This window comes from Desulfomicrobium salsuginis (genome assembly GCF_054657795.1).
Genome location: NZ_BAAHYA010000001.1, coordinates 240,843 through 260,363 on the forward strand (window position 1 = coordinate 240,843; position 19,521 = coordinate 260,363).

At 53.3% G+C, this 19,521-nt stretch carries 14 protein-coding genes and 2 pseudogenes; 9 read left to right on the plus strand and 7 right to left on the minus strand.

Features of this window, described 5'->3' with window-relative positions; all coding sequences use genetic code 11:
- Positions 1-761: 761 nt before the first annotated feature.
- The 5 genes from ACYQ3G_RS01060 to ACYQ3G_RS01080 all read left to right on the plus strand — a co-directional run bounded on the left by ACYQ3G_RS01060 (position 762) and on the right by ACYQ3G_RS01080 (position 10,506).
- A complete protein-coding gene (locus ACYQ3G_RS01060; protein ID WP_459821544.1) occupies positions 762-1,058 on the plus strand; it encodes a YhdT family protein in 297 nt (98 codons plus the stop codon).
- Positions 1,055-2,533: a sodium/pantothenate symporter gene (panF, locus tag ACYQ3G_RS01065; protein WP_459821546.1), complete on the plus strand. Its 1,479-nt coding sequence runs from the start codon at positions 1,055-1,057 to the stop codon at positions 2,531-2,533. The genes ACYQ3G_RS01060 and panF overlap by 4 nt, the downstream gene beginning before the upstream one ends.
- An 840-nt stretch (positions 2,534-3,373) precedes the next feature.
- Positions 3,374-7,369: a PAS domain S-box protein gene (locus tag ACYQ3G_RS01070; RefSeq protein WP_459821548.1), complete on the plus strand. Its 3,996-nt coding sequence runs from the start codon at positions 3,374-3,376 to the stop codon at positions 7,367-7,369.
- Between the two features lie 691 nt (positions 7,370-8,060).
- A complete protein-coding gene (locus ACYQ3G_RS01075; RefSeq protein WP_459821550.1) occupies positions 8,061-8,915 on the plus strand; it encodes a pirin family protein in 855 nt (284 codons plus the stop codon).
- A 313-nt stretch (positions 8,916-9,228) separates the two neighbouring features.
- Positions 9,229-10,506: a tyrosine-type recombinase/integrase gene (locus ACYQ3G_RS01080; protein WP_459821552.1), complete on the plus strand. Its 1,278-nt coding sequence runs from the start codon at positions 9,229-9,231 to the stop codon at positions 10,504-10,506.
- Positions 10,507-11,038: 532 nt separating this feature from the next.
- Here ACYQ3G_RS01080 and ACYQ3G_RS01085 read toward each other — a convergent pair.
- From ACYQ3G_RS01085 to ACYQ3G_RS01095, 3 genes are all read right to left on the minus strand, one after another.
- The gene (locus ACYQ3G_RS01085; protein WP_459821554.1) at positions 11,039-12,055 is read right to left on the minus strand and encodes a reverse transcriptase family protein; all 1,017 of its coding nucleotides are present in this window, start codon (positions 12,053-12,055) and stop codon (positions 11,039-11,041) included.
- Positions 12,056-12,269: 214 nt separating this feature from the next.
- Positions 12,270-12,590: a hypothetical protein gene (locus ACYQ3G_RS01090; protein ID WP_459821556.1), complete on the minus strand. Its 321-nt coding sequence runs from the start codon at positions 12,588-12,590 to the stop codon at positions 12,270-12,272.
- Entirely contained in the window at positions 12,566-13,411 is an 846-nt protein-coding gene (locus tag ACYQ3G_RS01095; RefSeq protein ID WP_459821558.1) for a phosphoribosyltransferase, read from the minus strand. Before ACYQ3G_RS01095 ends, ACYQ3G_RS01090 begins: the two co-directional genes overlap by 25 nt.
- 446 nt (positions 13,412-13,857) lie before the next feature.
- Here ACYQ3G_RS01095 and ACYQ3G_RS01100 point away from each other — a divergent pair.
- The 4 genes and pseudogenes from ACYQ3G_RS01100 to ACYQ3G_RS01115 all read left to right on the plus strand — a co-directional run.
- A pseudogene (locus tag ACYQ3G_RS01100) lies at positions 13,858-14,166 on the plus strand (recombinase family protein); the annotation flags it as partial.
- A gap of 33 nt (positions 14,167-14,199) precedes the next feature.
- Positions 14,200-14,352: pseudogene (locus ACYQ3G_RS01105) on the plus strand (helix-turn-helix domain-containing protein); the annotation flags it as partial.
- Positions 14,353-14,468: 116 nt separating this feature from the next.
- Positions 14,469-14,870: a Ros/MucR family transcriptional regulator gene (locus ACYQ3G_RS01110; protein WP_459821560.1), complete on the plus strand. Its 402-nt coding sequence runs from the start codon at positions 14,469-14,471 to the stop codon at positions 14,868-14,870.
- A 102-nt stretch (positions 14,871-14,972) separates the two neighbouring features.
- The gene (locus ACYQ3G_RS01115) at positions 14,973-15,665 is read left to right on the plus strand and encodes an SOS response-associated peptidase (protein WP_459821562.1); all 693 of its coding nucleotides are present in this window, start codon (positions 14,973-14,975) and stop codon (positions 15,663-15,665) included.
- A 78-nt stretch (positions 15,666-15,743) separates the two neighbouring features.
- On the opposite strand, the gene ACYQ3G_RS01120 is transcribed toward ACYQ3G_RS01115, so the two are convergent.
- The 4 genes from ACYQ3G_RS01120 to ACYQ3G_RS01135 form a co-directional block, all read right to left on the minus strand.
- Positions 15,744-16,286, minus strand: coding sequence for a thermonuclease family protein (locus ACYQ3G_RS01120; protein ID WP_459821564.1), 543 nt, complete (start codon positions 16,284-16,286; stop codon positions 15,744-15,746).
- A gap of 45 nt (positions 16,287-16,331) precedes the next feature.
- Positions 16,332-17,621 carry a Y-family DNA polymerase gene (locus tag ACYQ3G_RS01125; protein ID WP_459821566.1) on the minus strand — a complete coding sequence of 430 codons (1,290 nt, stop codon included), beginning with the start codon at positions 17,619-17,621 and terminating at the stop codon, positions 16,332-16,334.
- Positions 17,621-18,103 (minus strand): LexA family protein, encoded by a 483-nt coding sequence (locus ACYQ3G_RS01130; protein WP_459821568.1) that lies wholly within the window; start codon positions 18,101-18,103, stop codon positions 17,621-17,623. Before ACYQ3G_RS01130 ends, ACYQ3G_RS01125 begins: the two co-directional genes overlap by 1 nt.
- A 112-nt stretch (positions 18,104-18,215) precedes the next feature.
- On the minus strand, positions 18,216-18,842 hold the full coding sequence (locus ACYQ3G_RS01135; protein ID WP_459821570.1) for a S24 family peptidase: 627 nt from the start codon (positions 18,840-18,842) through the stop codon (positions 18,216-18,218).
- Positions 18,843-19,521: the final 679 nt, after the last annotated feature.

A 19,521-nucleotide genomic window follows, 5' to 3' on the forward strand; every position in this document is an offset into this window, starting at 1 on the left:
CGCCCGCCGCGCGGCGAGGACGCACACTTCCGGATGCGGCGAGTGCCCCTTCAACCCGCCGCCGCAACAGCACACCACGCACGTCGCCTCAAACAAAGCCACGGGCCATTGCGGAACGGCTGACAAACATCGACCCGGCCCACGCGCATTGCAAATGAGTTGCAGATCGCTGGCATTGTTTGTAGTTTGCATGCAACGATCCTGTTTATCGTCCTCGTTTGAGACAACACGCGATCTCCGAGAAAACCTCCGCAATAAACGCGAACGAACCTGGGTGCCATTCCCGCGAAGACGGGAATCCATTCTTTTCGGATAGTTAAAAAAGGATCATTCGGGTTGAGCGTCCATGACGCTTGTGGGCCGCGACAGGTCAAACTCTGGACGCGTTCACGCAGGATGGATCAATGTGGACGCCTGTCATTGCGAGGAGTCTTCGACGCGGCAATCCAGTTTCTCAAGATCTTTTCCGATTGCACTCCAGCACGTCGAGGAGGGGACATCCTCGCTGCACTCGCGATGACGGCTCACTTGCGGTGATGCGCCCGGATCAACGTTCAATTACGTCAGTGTGCCACCGATGACAGTCTGGCGCTGTGACCGGAAGAGCCCTGGAAAAGTCTCCCGCCCCTTCTGCAAGGGCATGACGACTTTTTGCAGTGAGATCATGTCAAGACATGGATTGCCGTGCAGCGCGCGCAGTGACGAGTGAGACCTCCCATCATACCTTGGAAATTTTGCTGAACGCGACGGACACAAGCACAATGGACACACATCAAGACCATAGAATCAGACAGGCTAACAGGGAAGCCCTGACAGTTTTGGCAGTTTATGCCTTGTATTTTTTATGGTGGTACGTCTCCGGATACGGATTGGGAAACAAAGACCCTGAAACATATTCGTACATCTTCGGTTTTCCTGCATGGTTCTTTTACAGCTGCATTCTTGGCTACCCTCTCACCACAGTCCTCCTCTGGCTGGTCGTTCGATTGTTCTTCAAGGAAATACCGCTTGATGCCGACGTCCAGAACATCCCCCCAATACACGGCGAGGACAAATGACATCCAGTTCGATCCAGACCATCATTCCCATGATTGCGTACCTGGCCGTATCCATAGGCATTGCGCTCTGGGCTCGCCAAAAGTCCGCGAAAACAACCTCGCAGGGATTCATCGAGGAATACTTCATCGGCAGCCGGACCATGGGCGGCTTTGTCCTGGCCATGACCATCATCGCCAGCTACACCAGCGCCAGCAGTTTCATCGGCGGCCCCGGCGTGGCCTACCGGTTCGGCCTGAGCTGGGTGCTGCTGGCCATGATCCAGGTGCCCACGGCCTTCCTCACGCTTGGGGTGCTGGGCAAACGCTTCGCCATCGTGGCGCGCCAGACCCAGTCCGTGACCATCACCGACTACCTGCGCGCCCGTTACAACAGCGACGCGGTGGTCATCCTGTGCTCCGTGGCCCTGATCGTCTTCTTCATGGCCGCCATGCTGGCGCAGTTCATCGGCGGGGCGCGCCTCTTCCAGACCGTCACGGGCTACCCATACGCCGTCGGCCTGTCCCTCTTCGGCATCAGCGTGGTGCTGTACACGGCGGTCGGCGGTTTCCGCGCCGTGGTCCTGACGGACGCCATCCAGGGCATCGTCATGGTCGTGGCCGTGGTCGTGGTGCTGCTGGCCGTCATCAACGCCGGCGGCGGCGTGGCGAAATGCGTCTCGACGCTCAAGGGCATCGACCCCGGCCTGATCACGCCCACCGGGCCGGACAACGCGGTGCCGCAAGCCTTCACCATGTCTTTCTGGGTTTTGGTAGGCATCGGCGTGCTGGGCCTGCCGCATACCACCCAGCGCTGCATGGGCTACCGGGACTCCCGCGCCATGCACGACGCCATGGTCATCGGCACGCTGCTCATCGGCTTCATGATCCTGTGCGCGCACCTCGCCGGAACGTTCGGCCGCGCCGTCTTCCCGGACCTGCCCGCCGGCGACCTGGCCATGCCGACGATGATCCTCGAACTGCTCTCCCCCGTGTGGGCGGGCGTGTTCATCGCCGGCCCCCTGGCGGCCATCATGTCCACGGTCGACTCCATGCTCCTGCTGGTCTCCGCCGCCATTATCAAGGACCTGTACATCCACTACCGGCTCAAGGGCGACGCCTCCCGCATGCCCGTGGCCACGCTCAAAAGGACGAGCACCTGGATCACGGCCGTCGTCGGCCTGCTGGTCTTCGTCGCCGCCCTCGAACCGCCGGACCTCCTGGTCTGGATCAACCTCTTCGCCTTCGGCGGCCTTGAAGCCGCATTCCTCTGCCCCATCGTGCTGGGCCTGTACTGTCAGTCCGGCAACTCCCGCGGCGCCGTCGCCTCCATCGTCTGCGGAGTGACCGCCTTCATGGCGCTCTCCATCATGAAACCCGCCATGGGCGGCATCCACGCCATCGTCCCGACAACGCTGGTCAGCGTCACCGCGTACATGCTCGGATCATACCTCGGACATCGCGCCCCAGCGCTTCGGGATTCTTCAAGATCCACGTGAAAACCCCGGCCTTCGGGGTCAGCCGTTTACGGCTCGCATCTTCCTTTCATTGATATTCAGACAGCTCACGCCTCGTCTGCGCATTTCCATCCGGAAAGCCTCAAGCACCTGGCATTCGGCGCAGCCCAAGTCGCGCCCCCGTTTCCTCCGGTTTTCCAGCAAGACAAAGATTCGGCACATCCATTGACCGCGCCCCGGCATCCGTGCAGCGGCGTGGAGACGGCAAGCCATTGGAAACATGCGACAACCAGCCCCCCGTTTCGTCAGCAGAGCACGCGAAGAGTCGTCGCACAAAACGCGAGATTCATTCCGGGAAATGACCAGATGGGGACTCCCGTGCAGACATGCCACGCGGACTCGCCAAGAAGGACCTTCCACGGAGACGCCCCGCTGCGGCGTGAGGGGAAAAGGAGCGGAACCGGCCGCAAGGACGAGGCTACAGACTCATAGCCACAATGCAATTCCCCACTGGCTACTTGAAAAATTTCGCGCCATACGGCAGAATGAAATCGCAACTATTTATATTTTTTAACCATAACGGCATATTGTCATACAACGTCCCGGCCGCCGCCAGATCGGACGTCATGCCGCCCCCACCGTCAGACACCCTGAACCCTTGGGGGATGCATGACGTCCGCTGACCAAATGACTGGCGACGAGTTCACCTCGGAGTCGACGGTATTTCGACCGCCTGCGGATGGTCTCGCGTGAACGCAACGTGGCCGATACCCACCGTCTCCGAATGCTGCCAGCGTCCAAACAACCGTCTGCAAGGCGCACGACAGAACGTTCAACGTCCTCAAAAAACAAATTCTCATCCACGTTTCCACTGGAGAATTTATGCCTGATTCAAAAAGAGTAGATAAAATGAATACAATCCATGTAAAGGAAAACAACTCATGTTGTGATTCTTTTTTGGATTCAGATTTTGATCAGGCCAATATCGATTGCCGTGCCCTATTCGATGCAATGGATTTTCCAGTATCGCTCCTCGATACAAATTTCAGATATCAATACGTCAACAACGCCTATGAAAAATATGTCGGAGTCCAAAAAAATCAGATGATCGGCAAGACTCCTGCCATAATTACCGGAGTCAAAGCCTTCGAAGAAACAATAAAGCCAAGAATTATCAAGGCGTTGGGCGGAGAACAGGTCTCCTTCTCCATATGGGTCGATTATCCAAGCATGGGAAGAAGATACATGGATGTGCTCTATGCCCCAAGAATTGTGCGTAACGGAAAAATCGAAGGAATTTTGAATATATCAAGAGACGTTACAGAACGTTACTTTCTTGAGAAAAGATCTTCAGCGATACTTGAAATCGCGTTCAGCTGTTTTTTTGTTATAGATATGGAAGGCAGGATCCGTGAAATTAACGAACGCGGCACGGAAATGCTCGGGTACAGCCAGAAAGAATTCCTTGGAATGAGCATATGGGACATCGATTGCCTTGAAGACAAAGAAGCCTCGCTACAGCGCATCAAAGACATCGAAAGATTGAAACAAGTCCGATTTGAAACAAAGGAGCGGTGCAAGGACGGAAAAATCATAGATGTCGAGGTCAACGCCACCTTTGCCGAGCACGAAGGAGGCAAGATCTACGCCTTCGTGCGGGACCTTTCCCCCTTCCGGGAGAAAGAGCGGGAAATCCAGGAGAGCGAAGCCAGGTTCAAGGCCCTGCACAACGCCTCTTTCGGCGGGATAGCCATCCATGACCAGGGCGTCATCCTGGACTGCAACCTCGGCCTGTCCGAGATCTCCGGATACGCTGTCGAGGAGCTCATCGGCATGGACGGGCTGAGCCTCATCGCCGAAGGTTCCAGAAGCGAGGTCATGCGCAACATCATCACGGGTTACGAGAAGCCCTACGAAGCATTCGGGGTCCGCAAGAACGGAGAGGAATACCCTGTACGCCTCGAGGCCCGCAACTTCCCCTACAAGGGCAGGCTGGTCCGCGCGGTGGAATTCCGCGACATCACCGAGATCCGGCGGGCCATGGAAGAACAGGCCGCTCTCAAGGCCAGGCTCACGGCCCTGTGGCATATCTCGCGCATGGTCGAGGCGGGCTATCGCGAACTCTGCGACCTGGTGCTCGAAGAAATTCAGACCCTGACGGGCAGCCAATACTCATTCTTCGGCTTTCTTGACGACAAGGAAAGCGACATGGTCATCCACTCCTGGTCACGGGAGGTGATGCATGCATGCGCGGTCGCAGAGAACCCCCTCCACTTCCCCTTGGACAGGGCTGGAGTCTGGGCCAGGGCGGTGTCCGAACGGCAAGCCGTCGTCATCGAAGACTACGACCAGACCACGGAGCGAAAGCGTGGGTTCCCCCCGGGACACGTCCCCATCAAAAACCTCCTCTCCGTACCGATTCTCAGAGACAACAGGGTCGTTGCCCTCGCCGTGGTGGCCAACAAACCATCGGCATACTCGCACGACGACATCAACCAGATCACGGCCTTCGTGAACAGCGCCATACTCCTGCTCGAACAGCGCCGCATCAAGAACGAACTGAAAGTCAGCGAGGAGCGTCTGTCACTGGCCGTGGAAATGGCTCACATGGGACACTGGGAATTGGACCTATCGACAATGACATTCGCCTTCAACGACCAGTTCTATTCCCTGTACGGAACAACGAGCGAACGTGAAGGTGGTTTTTTCATGCCCGCCGAGACCTACGCACGTGAATTCGTGCACCCCGAGTCGGCGGAACTCGTAGCATCGGAAATCGGGATGATCAGGGCGGGAGTATACGATAACCGCACGGCGCAGATCGAGCACCGCATCGTCAAAAGGGACGGAGAGGTGCGCGACATCATAGTGCGCTTCATGGTGATTAAGGACACTCGTGGGCAACAGATCAAAACAATCGGCGTCAACCAGGACATCACGGAAAGAAAGCACGCTGAAGAAGCGCTGAAAAAAAGCGAGGAACGCTTTCGGGTCCTTTTTGAAAAGTCGCCAGACCCTTTATTCATCTGGCGCAAGGACGACACGCTTTTTGATGCCAACATGGCCGCGTGCACGCTTCTGGGATATGACCGCGACGAGCTTCTGCAACTCGCATTGACGAACATCCAGGCCCCTTCGGTTCGGGGAAAACTCGGGTCAACCGTGCTCACGGAGTTGAATCGACCAAGTTTCGAAGGCATCGACCTGCACAAAGATGGAACTGAAATCCCGGTTGAAGTCATCACCGTTCCCATCCAACTCGCAGATCAGGAATATGCGTTCTCTGCTGTTCGCGACATCTCGTCACGCAAGAATGCGGAAAAACTGTTAGCGGAAATCAAAAATGATTTTGAAAGCATCTTCGAAAATTCTCAGGTCGGCATCATGCTTTTACGGGGAGGAAGGCGTCTGGTCAGAGCCAATCAACGCCTGGCCGAAATATGCGGCTATGAATCCCCGGAAAGCATGGTTGGCTTGAGCGTCCGCGAACTGCATGTCGACCAAGAGCATTTCATCGATTTTGGACGCAGATACTACGACAAGCTAACCCAAAAAAATCAGAAGCAGATTGACTTTCAACTCAAGAAAAAGAACGGCGCTACGGTATGGTGCATGCTGTCCGGAAAAGCATTGGATCCCACGGACCTGAACAAAGGCGTCATTTGGGTCGTGGACGACATTACCAACCGCAAGACCATGGAAGACCTGTTGATTCGGGCCAGGCTGGAGGCCGAAGCCGCGAACAAGACCAAAAGCGAATTCCTGGCGAACATGAGCCATGAAATACGCACTCCACTCAATGGCATCAGTGGCATGATGCAGCTCCTGCAGACAACCGACCCGGATCAGGAGCAGGCGGAATACATCGACATGGCCATCCGTTCAACGCACCGCCTGACGAGGCTCCTCACGGACATCCTGGACATCTCCAGGATCGAGACGGGAAGGCTTGAGTTCGAACGGCGGGAGTTCCGCGTCTGCGATCTCGCGCAGTCGGTTTCCGAACTCTTCGACATCATCTACAAGGAAAAGAACGTACCCCTGCTGTGCCGAATCGACCCGGCCACGCCTGAAGCCCTCATCGGCGACGAGGCGCGGGTTCGGCAGATCCTGTTCAACCTGGTGGGCAACGCCTTCAAATTCACCGACCAGGGCGCCATCACCCTTGAAATTTACCCCATCGCCTCACCGAGGTCCGACGACATCCGCATCGCCTTCTCCGTCCATGACACGGGCATCGGCATCCCGGAGGACAGGCTCAAGGATCTCTTCACCCCCTTTGTGCAGGTCGATGCGACGTACAGCAAGGCACACCAGGGCGCCGGACTCGGCCTGGCCATCGTCAAGCGTCTGGTAATACTCATGGGAGGGCATATAGTCATGGACACGTTGCCCGGCGAAGGGACGTCCGCCCATGTGATCCTGCCCTTCGGGCGCACCGGCACGGCAATCCCGCAAAATGACGTGCAGTCGAGCGAAGCCGCAAACGGCCTCCCGTCAGGCAATGTCCTGCTGGTCGAAGACGACCTTTCCAACCAGTTTTTCATGCGCAAGCTTCTGGAAAAGGCAGGGGTGCGCCCGTTCACGGCAGAGAACGGACTCGAGGCGGTCGAACGATGGGAATCAGGGGATTTCGACTGCATCCTCATGGATATCCAAATGCCGGTCATGGACGGAATCGAGGCGACGAAGACAATCCGGAAATCAGGAGCCGGCGCAAAAGCCGACATTCCCATCATCGCCCTGACCTCGTTCGCCATGGCCGGAGACCGGGAGAAATTCCTCGCCGCCGGCATGACCGACTATCTCAGCAAACCCGTCCATCTGGACGATCTCAGGGAAGCCCTCGACAGGGTCATGAAGCGCACGAAAAAATGACGGCTCGCCGATGCGCATCCGGTTGGCGTACGCCGGAATCTCGCCGGCGGTCTTCAGGTTGAACCACCCTTCCTTCTTGATGGTGTATGCGGCCATGGTCAGCGAACGCATCGTCATGTCCGCTTCCCGCCAGGTCAGATCAACGCACACGCTGACCGACCCGAGAGAACGAAGGTGCGCGTCCTGCTCAGGACTCTGTTGCAAAGCGAATCCTGCTGTAGCAGTAAACAAAAAAAAGGCGGCCATGCACTGCGCCACTATTTTCCGCACGATCTTCCACCTCATGTTTGGCATGGGAGAAAGCTAATAGACTTTATGAACAAACTGAATAGGAAACCTGCAAATCGCATAAATTTTCAAATACCAGACTGAAGCCGAAAGGCCCCGGCATCAACAGGACCGGGCAACGGACAATAGGTCTCATGCTCGACATGCACGCGTGTCTGTGCCGAGACAAAGAGAAGAAAAGCCGCGGTGCATGGTCGTTGACGCGGCATCGGATCAGGGCGGGGACGAGACAGCGACAGGCCACGAAGCCCCCATCAACGCAGTGGCGCGCGAAGGACCGCCCCAGGGCCAGCGGAAAGGTCGCCGGACGCGGCGCCATGACGCGGCACGGATCGGCGGGCATACGGCCCACAGGGGAACAGGGATGCGCGGTAACGACGGCCGAAGGGCCGAAGGAGACACGATGAGAAGGGAGATCAGGCACATCTACCATGGCCAGAAGGTGACCGAAGGCGCGGGCGTGAGCCTGCGCCGGATGTTCGGCAGCAGGGAAGCCGCGCTTTTCGACCCCTTCCTCATGCTGGACGATTTCCGTTCGGACCACCCGCACGAGTACATCAGAGGCTTCCCCTGGCACCCCCACCGGGGCATCGAAACCATCACCTACGTGCTCAAAGGCGACGTCGAGCACGGCGACAGCCTCGGCAACAGCGGGGTCATTTCCGCCGGGGACGTGCAGTGGATGACCGCCGGCAGCGGCATCATCCATCAGGAAATGCCCAAGGGCGACGAGGCCGGGGCCATGCACGGCTTCCAGCTCTGGGCAAACCTGCCCGCGAGCCGCAAGATGATGCCGCCCCGCTACCGAGACATCACAGCCGCCGCGATCCCCGAGGTCAGAACGCCGGAGGCCTCCGTCAAGGTCATCGCCGGCACCGTCGCAGGCGTGACCGGGCCGGTGGACGACGTGGTCATCGACCCGCAGTACCTGGACTGTGCCATCGCCCCGGGCAGGGAATTCATCCTCCCGACCCGCAGGGGTCACACCGCCTTCGCCTTTGTCCACGGCGGCGACGGGACCATCAACGGCAGCGCCGTTGCCAACGGCACCCTGGTGCTCTTCGAGGACGGGGACGAACTGGCGGCGACAGCGGGCAACGGCCCCCTGCGCCTGCTGCTCCTGACGGGAAAGCCCCTCCACGAACCCATTGCCTGGGGCGGCCCCATCGTCATGAACACCCAGGCCGAACTGGACCTCGCCTTTCAGGAACTGCGGGACGAAACGTTCCTCAAGCACCGGATCGACGCCGCCCGCTGAAGTAAGGCCGCCAAAGAGGTGCGCCCTACCGTGCGCACAAAGAAAAAGGGGCCAGCTATTAAAAGCTAACCCCTTGTTTTTACTGGAGCCAGGAAAGAGAATTGAACTCTCGACCTACTGATTACGAATCTGAAATAATAGTTTCCGACACCTTCCCTAGCCTTCACAAAAGTATTATACAATCAATGTGTTAGTGGCTATCGATTTTCCCAGCCCTTCCTTGCGCATCCCCTTGCTTCACATGTTTTTGGGGGACAGATGGGGGACAGAATTTCGACCGACTGATTTCATAAATTCAACTAGCGGAGGCCACGTGACGATCCAGTGGACCACCACCAAATACGAGGGAATCCGTTTCCGCGAACATCCAACCCGCATGTTCGGTAGCAGGAAGGATCGTTATTATTCTATCCGCTACCGCGTGGATGGGAAGCGCAAGGAGGAAGGTCTGGGCTGGGAAAGCCAAAATGACCAACGAGATAAGGATGGCGTGAGAATTTCCATGCTGGAAGTTGCACGGGCGACTCTGGCAAGACTGAAAGAGGCTCATCGTGAAGGCCAAGGCCCTGCCACTCTGGAAGAAAAGCGGATCTTGGCGAACCAAGCAAAAGCTGAAGCTGAACGCCAACGGAAGCTCGAATCTGCCCGAAACGTCACCTTAGCTGAGTACTGGCCGGTTTATCTCAATAGCGCCAAATTGATTAAAGGCGAAGACAAAAAAAAATCCAAGTCGTGGGCGGTTGAGGAAGGCATTTTTGAAAACTGGCTGAAGCCCGTTCTCGGGAACGAACCGATCAAGGATATCGATTTCGACCACTGGGACCGACTCATGGGCGTCATGGTGGATGCTGGGCTAGCACCCAGAACCCGACAATATGTAGCCATGGTTCTCAGACAGTGCCTGGCCCATGCGTATTCCCGCAAGCTCGTTCCAACACCTCCTCCTGCCGCAAGGGACGTGGGCGCGACTATCGGCAAGGGAGGAAACCGACGGACCAGGACGCTGACCTCTTCAGAACTTCAAGCCATCTTGCAGGCCTTGGCCGAACGCGACCCAAACGCCTACGCTATCACACTATTTTGCGCACTTACCGGATGTCGATTCGGGGAAGCTGCAGGATTGGACTGGCGAGACGTTGATCTATCATTGGGGGAAGCAACATTCCGAGATACGAAAAACGGCACGAATCGCACAGTCCCTCTACCTGACTCATTGGTGAACTTCTTGACTGAACTTCGCAGGCAAGGCCGCTTAACTGGGCCTGTGTTTCTAAATGCAGCCGGGAAGCCCTACACACAACCTCCGCAGCCGTTCAGAGACACTGTCGAAACGTTGGGCCTGAATGAAGGACGAGACAAGCGGGATCGGGTGGTTTTCCACACCTTGCGCCACACAGCGGCGACAAGGCTCGCACAGGCAGGGACAACATTGCCTGACCTGCAGGCTCTTGGTGGCTGGAAATCCCCAATCATGGCACTGCGCTACGCGCATGATGACAAACGAGCCAAGCGTAAAGCCATGGCCGCCTTGGAAGCCATGACTCAAGTGCAATCTGGAAAGGTTATCGACATATCAGATGGAAACAAATAATCTGCACCCGATTCAAATCTCAGGCATTACCTCATCCTAGAACAGACAGTGACTTTGTTTTCTCTGACCAAAACGGCGGATTGAGAAAATTTGACGAACATCAAATGGCCCGAATAAAACATCGCGACGTTATTCCTGAAGATTTTCGAAATCAGCATGTACTCAGGCATGTATACGCTTCAATGCTAGCGAGTTCTGGTCAAGTTGATATATATGAACTACAGAAGCCATTGATACACAACTCTCAGCAAAAGACACAGCACTATGCACATTTTCGCAATGAAGACCTAAAAAGATAAACTGAAGTAGTGAGAAATTTATTTGAAAATATTGAAAAGCCAGACACATCGATAGATATTGATAATCCAAAAAATGCATAAATATTAAAGCCGCTACAGAAACACCTGCAGCGATTCAATAATTCGTTTGATTAGAGGGCAAGCCAAAACAACGCAGAAAATTATATAACCATTCAATATGGTCACTTATAAACGCCATCATATCAGAATTTTCGATCCATATTATTGAGCCATTAAAGAGTATTTTTAAGAAATAAAGCATCCCTGTCAGCAGGATAAATAAATAAAACATAATCCGCTAGACCTTTCAAATGTTCCACATAATTAGTTCTAGTCTCACCAATTTTTCTGATATGACCTTCTATCCCAAATTTGCTAATGTAGTAAATCTCTTGCCTTAATTTCCTCCTAATCTCTCTAGGAGCACGTAATTGATCATTGACAATCACACCAGTCACATATTGTCTTTGGTGTGTCTTCATAATTTTTGTTTTTTGATCATTAATCGTTAGATTATAATCTCTAAATATCGACTTTAGATATGCTAGAAGATGCGCATGATTGAAATCACCTGAAAATGTGAGGTCATCTGCATATCTTGTGTATCGAATTTTCCGCACAACGGAATATTTTGCAATTTGATCATCGATAATTCGCATAAATAAATTCGACAACGCAGGACTAGTTGGCGCGCCTTGAGGCAATTCTCCCTTCAAGGTCAGCAAATTCGAGAATAGCATCGAAAGAGAGTTTGAGTAGCCAAGCTTTTTAAAGAATAGATTCACAAAGCCAATACCAATGGAAGGAAAGAAATCTTTTATATCTACAGATAAGACTAATCTTTGTCGCAAATGAAATCGCGCATTATCTCTAATCGACCTATTAGGAGCAAATCCTTTCGCGTACTTACTAATATTAACATTATAAAGTATATTATCTAAGATCCAACGCTGTATCTCTTTCAAAGATGGTAAAGGTTCACTGATTATGCGATATTCATCTTTACGCTTTTTAGGGATTTTAAATTCTCTATAAAAAAGCTTCGCTTTATCATTTGAAGCCCTATATAGATAATCTTGCGAATAACCAACCAACAACGAAAAATGATTTACATCATAAATTATTGGTAACCCTTTTTCAAATAAAATAAAGGCATAGTTCAAAGCATGATCTATATCAGATATACTAAGCCCACTCTTAAGAGCTTCTTTTGTAAAACTACGCTTGTAAGATTTCCATTCCATTTGCATTAATATAGAAGCTGGCTAGTTACGAAGGTTATCAAATCTGCCAGTTTTCTGAATTCCTATTCAGAAAACTGGGCCGAAGGCGATCCAACAGGGCCGCTGGGTCAATCACTTGAGTCAGCGGACCTGTTGGATAAGGCTAGAATGCCAGTTCCCCTCAGAATGGCGACTCGCCATTCTTCACGGCCAATCCGTGTAGATACTAACTAGCCAGCTTCTATAAAAATTTAATTGAATTACGGCTTGGAATATAGATGTCCGAAATATCAATTTTTAAAATTCGTGAATTTTCTTCAGGAAAAATCCAGCGGTGTTTAGCATAATGTGAACGCAATAGACCATTTCCTCTTTCAGTTATTATCGTAGCATCGTCACCAACCACGATCAAGCCTTCTTTAATAGCCCGAGAAACCAAATGATTAATTTGCAAATAAGACAATCCGCGATCAAATAAAAATTTTACGTTTGAATTTGACCTAATTAATTGCAGTAAAATTATGATGTTTAAATCACTTATCTCGGAAATGGAGCGTTCCATTTATCACCATTTTTAAGCTTATTACACCAGAAAATAGGAAATGTATTGTTCGGAGTCCTCTCCATTGTAACCAATGCTTCACTTTTCATGAATCCTAGACTATACTTTTCAGATATAGAGAGATTCTTTTCAATCCCAAGCATTACTTCAATTGCTTTTTCCTTATCAATAATCTTATCGTTATCGCTTATCCCCTTGCTAACCAGAACAGAATAATAAAATTTTACTTCCAGATCACTCAAAGCAACCAAACCGGCTGTATGAACTACTAAGGAAAATATATTAACAGTATCTGCCTTAGAATAATAATTGTCTTTGTAATGTTTTAAACATTTAATAGCTGTACTGCCTGTCCCAATAAAATCATCAACAAAAATTATCAATGAATTTTCACGGTCTATAAACCTATCAAGAATCTCTACACTATCACCAGGATTCACATTACGTATTTCTGGAAATTTAGTTCTAATCTCATTTGCTGTCGCATAAACTAAAGAAGATCCACTTTTTGCAATTCTTTTTTTTGTATCTTCGAAATCTACTAAAGGCAGAATGAATATTTGATCAAAATTATTTAAGTATTGACGCTCATACTTACTAATAACATCTTGAATTTTATTTTGGTAATTTCTAAAATTACAGTATAAATAACTATCCATTAACTGAATAATCAGCTCAACCTGATCTTTATCCATCACTTCAAACATTTTACAAAATGCTTCCCAGACATTATTATAATGTCCAGAAAGATCAGAGCTTGAACTCCAACCTTTCTTTTGGAATATATTAAAAAGCTGTGTTACAATTTTAACGTCAAGCACAGTAAAATTTTCATATTTAATTAGATTTGTGATAATTATTATATTATCGACAGCATGTACAACCTAGATCAATAATTCAAATTATTATTACAACACCCCAACCTACTCTTATAATGGATTATTTAGTTCTTTTTGTCAAAACATGCAAGTAATTTTGTTATTTTCTACCTTTCGTTCAAATATAAGCACACCCCTTCTAGGCACAGCTATGGGCAAGGGAAATCGCGCCTATAACTATTTATTTTTGAAATTTTGGGCACACTGATTGTTTACATCTAGATCATTTTGGGCACGTTCGGTCCTACAGATCGCGAATTTCAATTTCGAGGATGCCGATGAAGGGACGTCACGTAGGGTATGTCAGGGTGAGCACGCACGACCAGAATACAATCCGTCAGCTGGCCGATTGCAAGGTCGATTTCTGGAAGATCTAGGAAGATGAGGCCTCCGGAAAGAATACTGACAGGCCTGAGCTCTTGGACTGCCTCTCGCGCCTGGATGAAGGCGACACCCTGTGGATCCACTCCATCGACAGGCTAGCCCGCAGCCTCCAGGATTTGCAAAACATTATCAGTCAGCTGATCGCAAAAGGCGTCACGGTAAAATTCGTGAAGGAAAACCTGACGTTCACCAAAGATAACCACGACCCTTTCACCAAGTTGCTTTTCGATGTCCTGGGCAGCTTCGCGGAATTCGAGCGCAATATCTTGAGGGAGCGTCAACGCGAGGGCATCGAAAAAGCCAAAGCTGCGTGAAAATATGCCCATGGCAAAGGCGGCAGGAAAACAAGCGTGGACCGGGTCAAGGCGCGCACCCTGAGGGAGCAAGGCATATCGTTTCGCAAGATCGCTGAACAACTCGGGTGCAGCCTATCTAGTGTTCAGCGTGTTATTTTCGGGGAAGCGCAGTTACCTACTCCAGCGGTGAATGTGAAGGTATGACGAATATGCCTCCGATGAATTCCTTTTGGAAAAATTTTTTTGCACGGCAATTGACATAGGCACGATTTATGCTTGAGTAACGCCTACGAAATTACCTCAGACCATCAGGAGAAAACATGGAAGATTATCTCAAGCAAGCTATCGAAATCGTCAAAGCACAAGCATCTGTCCGCAACATGAACGAGGAAGAGATCACTTCCATGATCAAATCCTTGGCTGGAAGCATTCGCGCAGTAGCGGAAGGTGTCGCACCTGCCGTTGAAACTGAAGCTGCTGTCGATCCCAAAAACGCCATCCGGGAAAAAAGCGTCATCTGCTGTGAGTGTGGAAAGTCATTCAAAGTTTTGACGAAGCGCCACTTGGCTACACACGGCCTCACGCCGGAACAGTACAAGGAAAAATATGGCTACAAGAAAGGCACGTCCCTTGTGGCGAAGTCCTTGGCGCGAGACCGCCGTAAGACCATGCAGGGCATGAAGCTCTGGGAGAAACGCAAGAAGGCACCCAAGGCCGAGTAAGTTGCTTCATCAGGCCGGCCTCCCATCACCAAGGGAGCCGGCCTCTTGCTTCCTATCATCGGCGGACACTCCCTCTGCTGAACCCAAGCGCACGAGATACCCATGTGCGGACGATTCTCCCTTACAGACGAAGCAGCGGTTGCGCATATCCTGAAAATCGACCGCTGGAATTGGCATTGGCCGGAACCGCGTTTCAATGTGGCTCCGACAACCCGTGTGCCCATGGTCTTCAGGGCCGATGATGCTCTGCTGGAACTGAACGGCGCGCGTTGGGGGCTCATTCCCCATTGGTGGAAGAAGGATGCGCCGCCTTCCCTGACCTTCAATGCCAGGTCCGAAGAGGCGGCGGAGAAGCCGACCTGGCGCCACAGCCTGCGCAGGTTGCGCTGCCTGATGCCGGCACGCGGATGGTACGAGTGGAATGAAAAGGAGCTGGTCAGGAGCGACTCGGGCCGACAGGTAAAGCAACCCTACTTCATCTCTGCCCTGGGATCCGAGGCGATCGTCTTTGCCGGACTTTGGTCCATCTGGACAGGACCGGATGGTATCCAGGTGCTTTCCTGCGCATTGCTCTCCAAGACGGCAGCGCCGGGAATCGTGCATATCCATGACCGCATGCCCGTGGTCCTCAAGCCCGAACACTTCGATGCCTGGCTGGACCCGAACTCACCCGGGCCGGCCGTCCAGGATATCATCGCCGACTCACGGAACGAATTCGACAGCTACCCCGTAAGCACCAAGGTCAACAACACGCGCAACGACTCCCCGGAACTGCTCGTGCCCCTCCAGGCCTGACCTTTCTGCGCCACGCAAACGTTTTAGGCGGCTTCGCGCACAGACAGTCACCGATGGCGTTGCCCGGCTCGATGGCCTTCAAAACAGCAGCCGAACCGCTTTGCGCAGAAATTTCTCGATCCACGACGTCGATGACCCTTTTTCATCACGCCGCCACTGCCACGGGGGCGTTGGATCCTTGTCGGCCCACAGTCCTGTCCCGTTCGACCTCGCTTCGGTTTCGAGTCCGGCCCATTCGCAGCACACCCAGGTCTTGCAGTATTGCCTGTACAGCCAGGCGTGGCCGGATCGCAACTGCGCGGCATTGACGTCCTCTCCGTCCACAAAGATCCGCGCCACGGTGCGTCCGTACCTGTCCGTATCCATGACTTCGATCTGCACCGATTGCCCGTGCACCATGGACGACAGATTCTGCTTCGAGGCCTTGCCGAACGGCTGGCCAGACTCGGGGGCGTCAATGCCGTAAAGCCGGATTTTTACATGGTCGTGCCCGTCACGCAGGACGGTGATCGTGTCGCCGTCGGCGATTCCGACAACCTTGCCGGTCCAGGCCCACCCTGCTCCGGCCTGGAGCAGGACGAGCTGAAGAAAAAGCGCCGCCCCGGCCGCGATCGTACCCATCCGCCTCTGAAACCTCATTTCCGGATCCGCCGTCCCTGGTTGCGGTTATTTCACCAGCGGCAATTCAGCCCAGCACGTCGTGTACCGGGGCGATTTCCGCTCCTGCCTCATGTGCCACGGCTTGCGCCCGACTCCAGACGAGGCCAGGGTCAGAATCCTGTGCCCGTACTTGTCGTTGGCCTTGTCCAGCATGGTCATGAGGGCCTGCTGTTTCCTGCGGTCCTCCCCGCTTGGCTCCATGAAGGAGAGCTGGCGGTTGTTCTCCGGCACGAGCTCAAGAAACATGACCCCGACTTTCTGGTATCTGTACCCCTCGCGGAAGATGCGCCGCAGGATGCGCAGCGCCTGGGCGTGCAGGATCGGCGTGTACGAGGTGGGCGCGGCCAGGGCCTGACTCCCGCTGCCGGTGTACTGCGGATCGGGATGGAAGCGGCTGGTCTCGGCGAACACCTGCACCACCCCGGCCAACAGCCTCTTGGCGCGCAGCTTTTCGGCGGCGCGTTGGACATACGCGGACAAGGCTTCCTCCAGGCTTTCCAATTCGGCGATCCGGGCCCCGAAGGACCGGGAACAGACAAGGCTTTTTGCCGGGGGCGGAGCCTCCTCGAAGGCGATGCACGGTATCTGCCCAAGCTCCAGCACCGTATGCAGCCCGGCGATGGTCAGATGCTTCTTCACCCAGTCCCGCGGAGCCCGCTCAAGTTTGTCGGCGGTGTCGATGCCCGAGGCCTTCAGAAAACGCGAATAGCGGCGTCCAATCCCCCACACGTCGCCCACATCGATCTTCGCCAGCTGCCGTTCGATGTCCTGCGCCTCATCGAGCAGCCAGACCCCATTACTGGCAGGGGTCTTCTTTGCCAACCTGTTCGCGACCTTGGCCAGGGTTTTCGTCCTGGCAATTCCCACGCAGACCGGAATCCCCGTCCATTTATGGACCGTCCGCCTGATGTCGTCGGCGATCTGAACGAGCCTGTCCGGCCTCATGGCCCTGAACAGCAGGAAGGACTCATCGATTGAATAGATTTCAACCTCCGGGGAAAACCCGGCCAGCACCTGCATGACCCGGGCGGACATATCGCCATAGAGCGCGTAGTTCGATGAGAATATCCGCACGCCATTGCCCTCGAAGAAGGCCTTGCGCTTGAAGGCCGGCTCTCCCATGGCGATGCCCAGAGTCTTGGCCTCGTTGGACCGGGCAATGACGCAGCCGTCGTTGTTGGAGAGCACGACTACCGGCTTGCCTTCGAGCGCAGGCTGGAACACCCGCTCGCAGGAGACGTAGAAATTGTTGCAATCCACCATCGCGAAAAAGTCCCGGCTTTGGGCGGCAAGCATCAGACCCTCCGAACCACGCCCACGACCACGCCCCAGACCTGAAGATCCTGCTCCGTGCCGACCTGGATGGGCTGGAAAGCCTTGTTCTCCGGAACCAACCGGCACCGCCCGCCTTTCAGGTGAAGGCGCTTGACCGTCATTTCCCCATCCAGGGCCGCGACAACGATCTTGCCATGAGCCGCCGTCTCAGAGCGGTCGACCACCAGGATGTCGCCATCGTGAATGCCCACACCGATCATGGAGTCACCGCTGACCCGCACCATGAAGGTCGCCGCAGGGTTCCTGACCAGCAAGCCGTTCAGATCCAGGCCCGTTTCGAGATAATCATCGGCCGGAGATGGGAACCCGGCCGGAATGCGATGCAGATAGAACGGCAAAGCAAGCACCTCGGAGTGCTGCGACACGCGGCCCATGAAGTCCACGCTGCAGCTGACTTCGCCCGAGCGGTCCAGCGGTCCGACATGATCCAAAACAGTTTTCAATTTCGTCCGTCCTCAGAAGGCAAGCGCCCGGTTCCAGCGTTGAAACCGGGCGCATGGATTTCCAACATTTCAAAATTAACATAAGTTAATGCAATAGACCAAAAAAATCCCGCTAATAGTCCCGACTGCTCCACAGAACCCGACCGATGACCCGCAGGGTGTCGATCTCGTCGCCCTGCAGCGTGACCGGAGCGTAACGCTGGTTTGTGCTGAAGAGGATGACCAGGCCCGGACGGACCTGAACGCGTTTGACCTGAACGGTTTCGCCCAATCCGATCACATAGATCCTGTTGTCGGCGACCTGGTCCTGCGCCTGGTCGATGAGAATCGTGTCGCCGGCCTCAATCTCCGGAGACATGCTGTCGCCGATCACGTCCATGGCTACCATGCGCTCAGGATTGCCCTTCCTGACAAGCCAGGAGCGTTCAAAAGGCAATTCATCGATCACGGCCTCGCCAACATCCCAGGATCCGCCGCCCGCACAGGCCCTTGCCGAAACCTTGGGCACCAGGGCAATCCCGGCATCATCCCGATCCCTCTCCGGCCCGAGGCCAGTGCGCAGCCATTCAGGATTGACGCCGAACTTGTCCGCCAACGTCAGCACCCAAACCTTAGGCACCCCCCTCCTCTTGGCCATCGTGATGGCCGCGGGATCAATGCCCAGAAGCCTGGCCAGATCCTTCTGGGTGGAAAGGCCGGCTATTCGGGTTGCGCGTCGGAAGAAGTCGTCGAAACTCATGCCGCCATCAATTAACAGGAGTCAATCTGGTGTCAAGAAATACGCAGGTCACATCAACTTCAGGAGAGGCACAGTAAAATAATTGGGTCAAAAATAGGGGCAGGGCCAAGCGTGATCGGGTGAGGCACCACACCTTGCGCCATACGGCGGCAATAAGGCTCACCCAAGTAGACACCTCATTGCCAGACCTGCATACCCTTGGCGGTTGGTAATCCCCTGTCATAACCCTGAGCTACGTACACAACGACAAACGAGCCAAGTGCAATCAGGCAAGGCTGTCGACAATTTCGAGCATTACAAATAGATAGGACTGGCTATGTGTTCTGCTGCCATGGCCTAAGTCTGTAACAACGCAAGGAAATACGGTGTCTCTGATATCAAAATTCCATTATCGAATAATTCCTGATCCGTGACAGACAAAAGACCCCGTGTCGTGCATATTTCTAAAACCAATCCCAAGAAAATCGTCACATCCGGGTAATCGATAGCAAAACAAACATCTTGTGGCACATGAGCCACCTTGACACAAGAACCCAGCTTATTCATTATATTGCCAACCAATATCTATTGTACAATGATTACAAAATGAATGTAAAAATTTACACCGCATGTTAATATACATTTATAAACTCTAAATAGTAATCACAATATCAATCTAACGACTATCCAATAATTACCC

Coding starts and splice junctions, on each gene's coding strand:
- ACYQ3G_RS01060 (WP_459821544.1), top strand. CDS start 762: ATGGACACACATCAAGACCATAGAATCAGACAGGCTAACAGGGAAGCC.
- panF (WP_459821546.1), top strand. CDS start 1,055: ATGACATCCAGTTCGATCCAGACCATCATTCCCATGATTGCGTACCTG.
- ACYQ3G_RS01070 (WP_459821548.1), top strand. CDS start 3,374: ATGCCTGATTCAAAAAGAGTAGATAAAATGAATACAATCCATGTAAAG.
- ACYQ3G_RS01075 (WP_459821550.1), top strand. CDS start 8,061: ATGAGAAGGGAGATCAGGCACATCTACCATGGCCAGAAGGTGACCGAA.
- ACYQ3G_RS01085 (WP_459821554.1), bottom strand. CDS start 12,055: ATGCAAATGGAATGGAAATCTTACAAGCGTAGTTTTACAAAAGAAGCT.
- ACYQ3G_RS01090 (WP_459821556.1), bottom strand. CDS start 12,590: ATGGAACGCTCCATTTCCGAGATAAGTGATTTAAACATCATAATTTTA.
- ACYQ3G_RS01110 (WP_459821560.1), top strand. CDS start 14,469: ATGGAAGATTATCTCAAGCAAGCTATCGAAATCGTCAAAGCACAAGCA.
- ACYQ3G_RS01115 (WP_459821562.1), top strand. CDS start 14,973: ATGTGCGGACGATTCTCCCTTACAGACGAAGCAGCGGTTGCGCATATC.
- ACYQ3G_RS01120 (WP_459821564.1), bottom strand. CDS start 16,286: ATGGGTACGATCGCGGCCGGGGCGGCGCTTTTTCTTCAGCTCGTCCTG.
- ACYQ3G_RS01125 (WP_459821566.1), bottom strand. CDS start 17,621: ATGCTTGCCGCCCAAAGCCGGGACTTTTTCGCGATGGTGGATTGCAAC.
- ACYQ3G_RS01135 (WP_459821570.1), bottom strand. CDS start 18,842: ATGAGTTTCGACGACTTCTTCCGACGCGCAACCCGAATAGCCGGCCTT.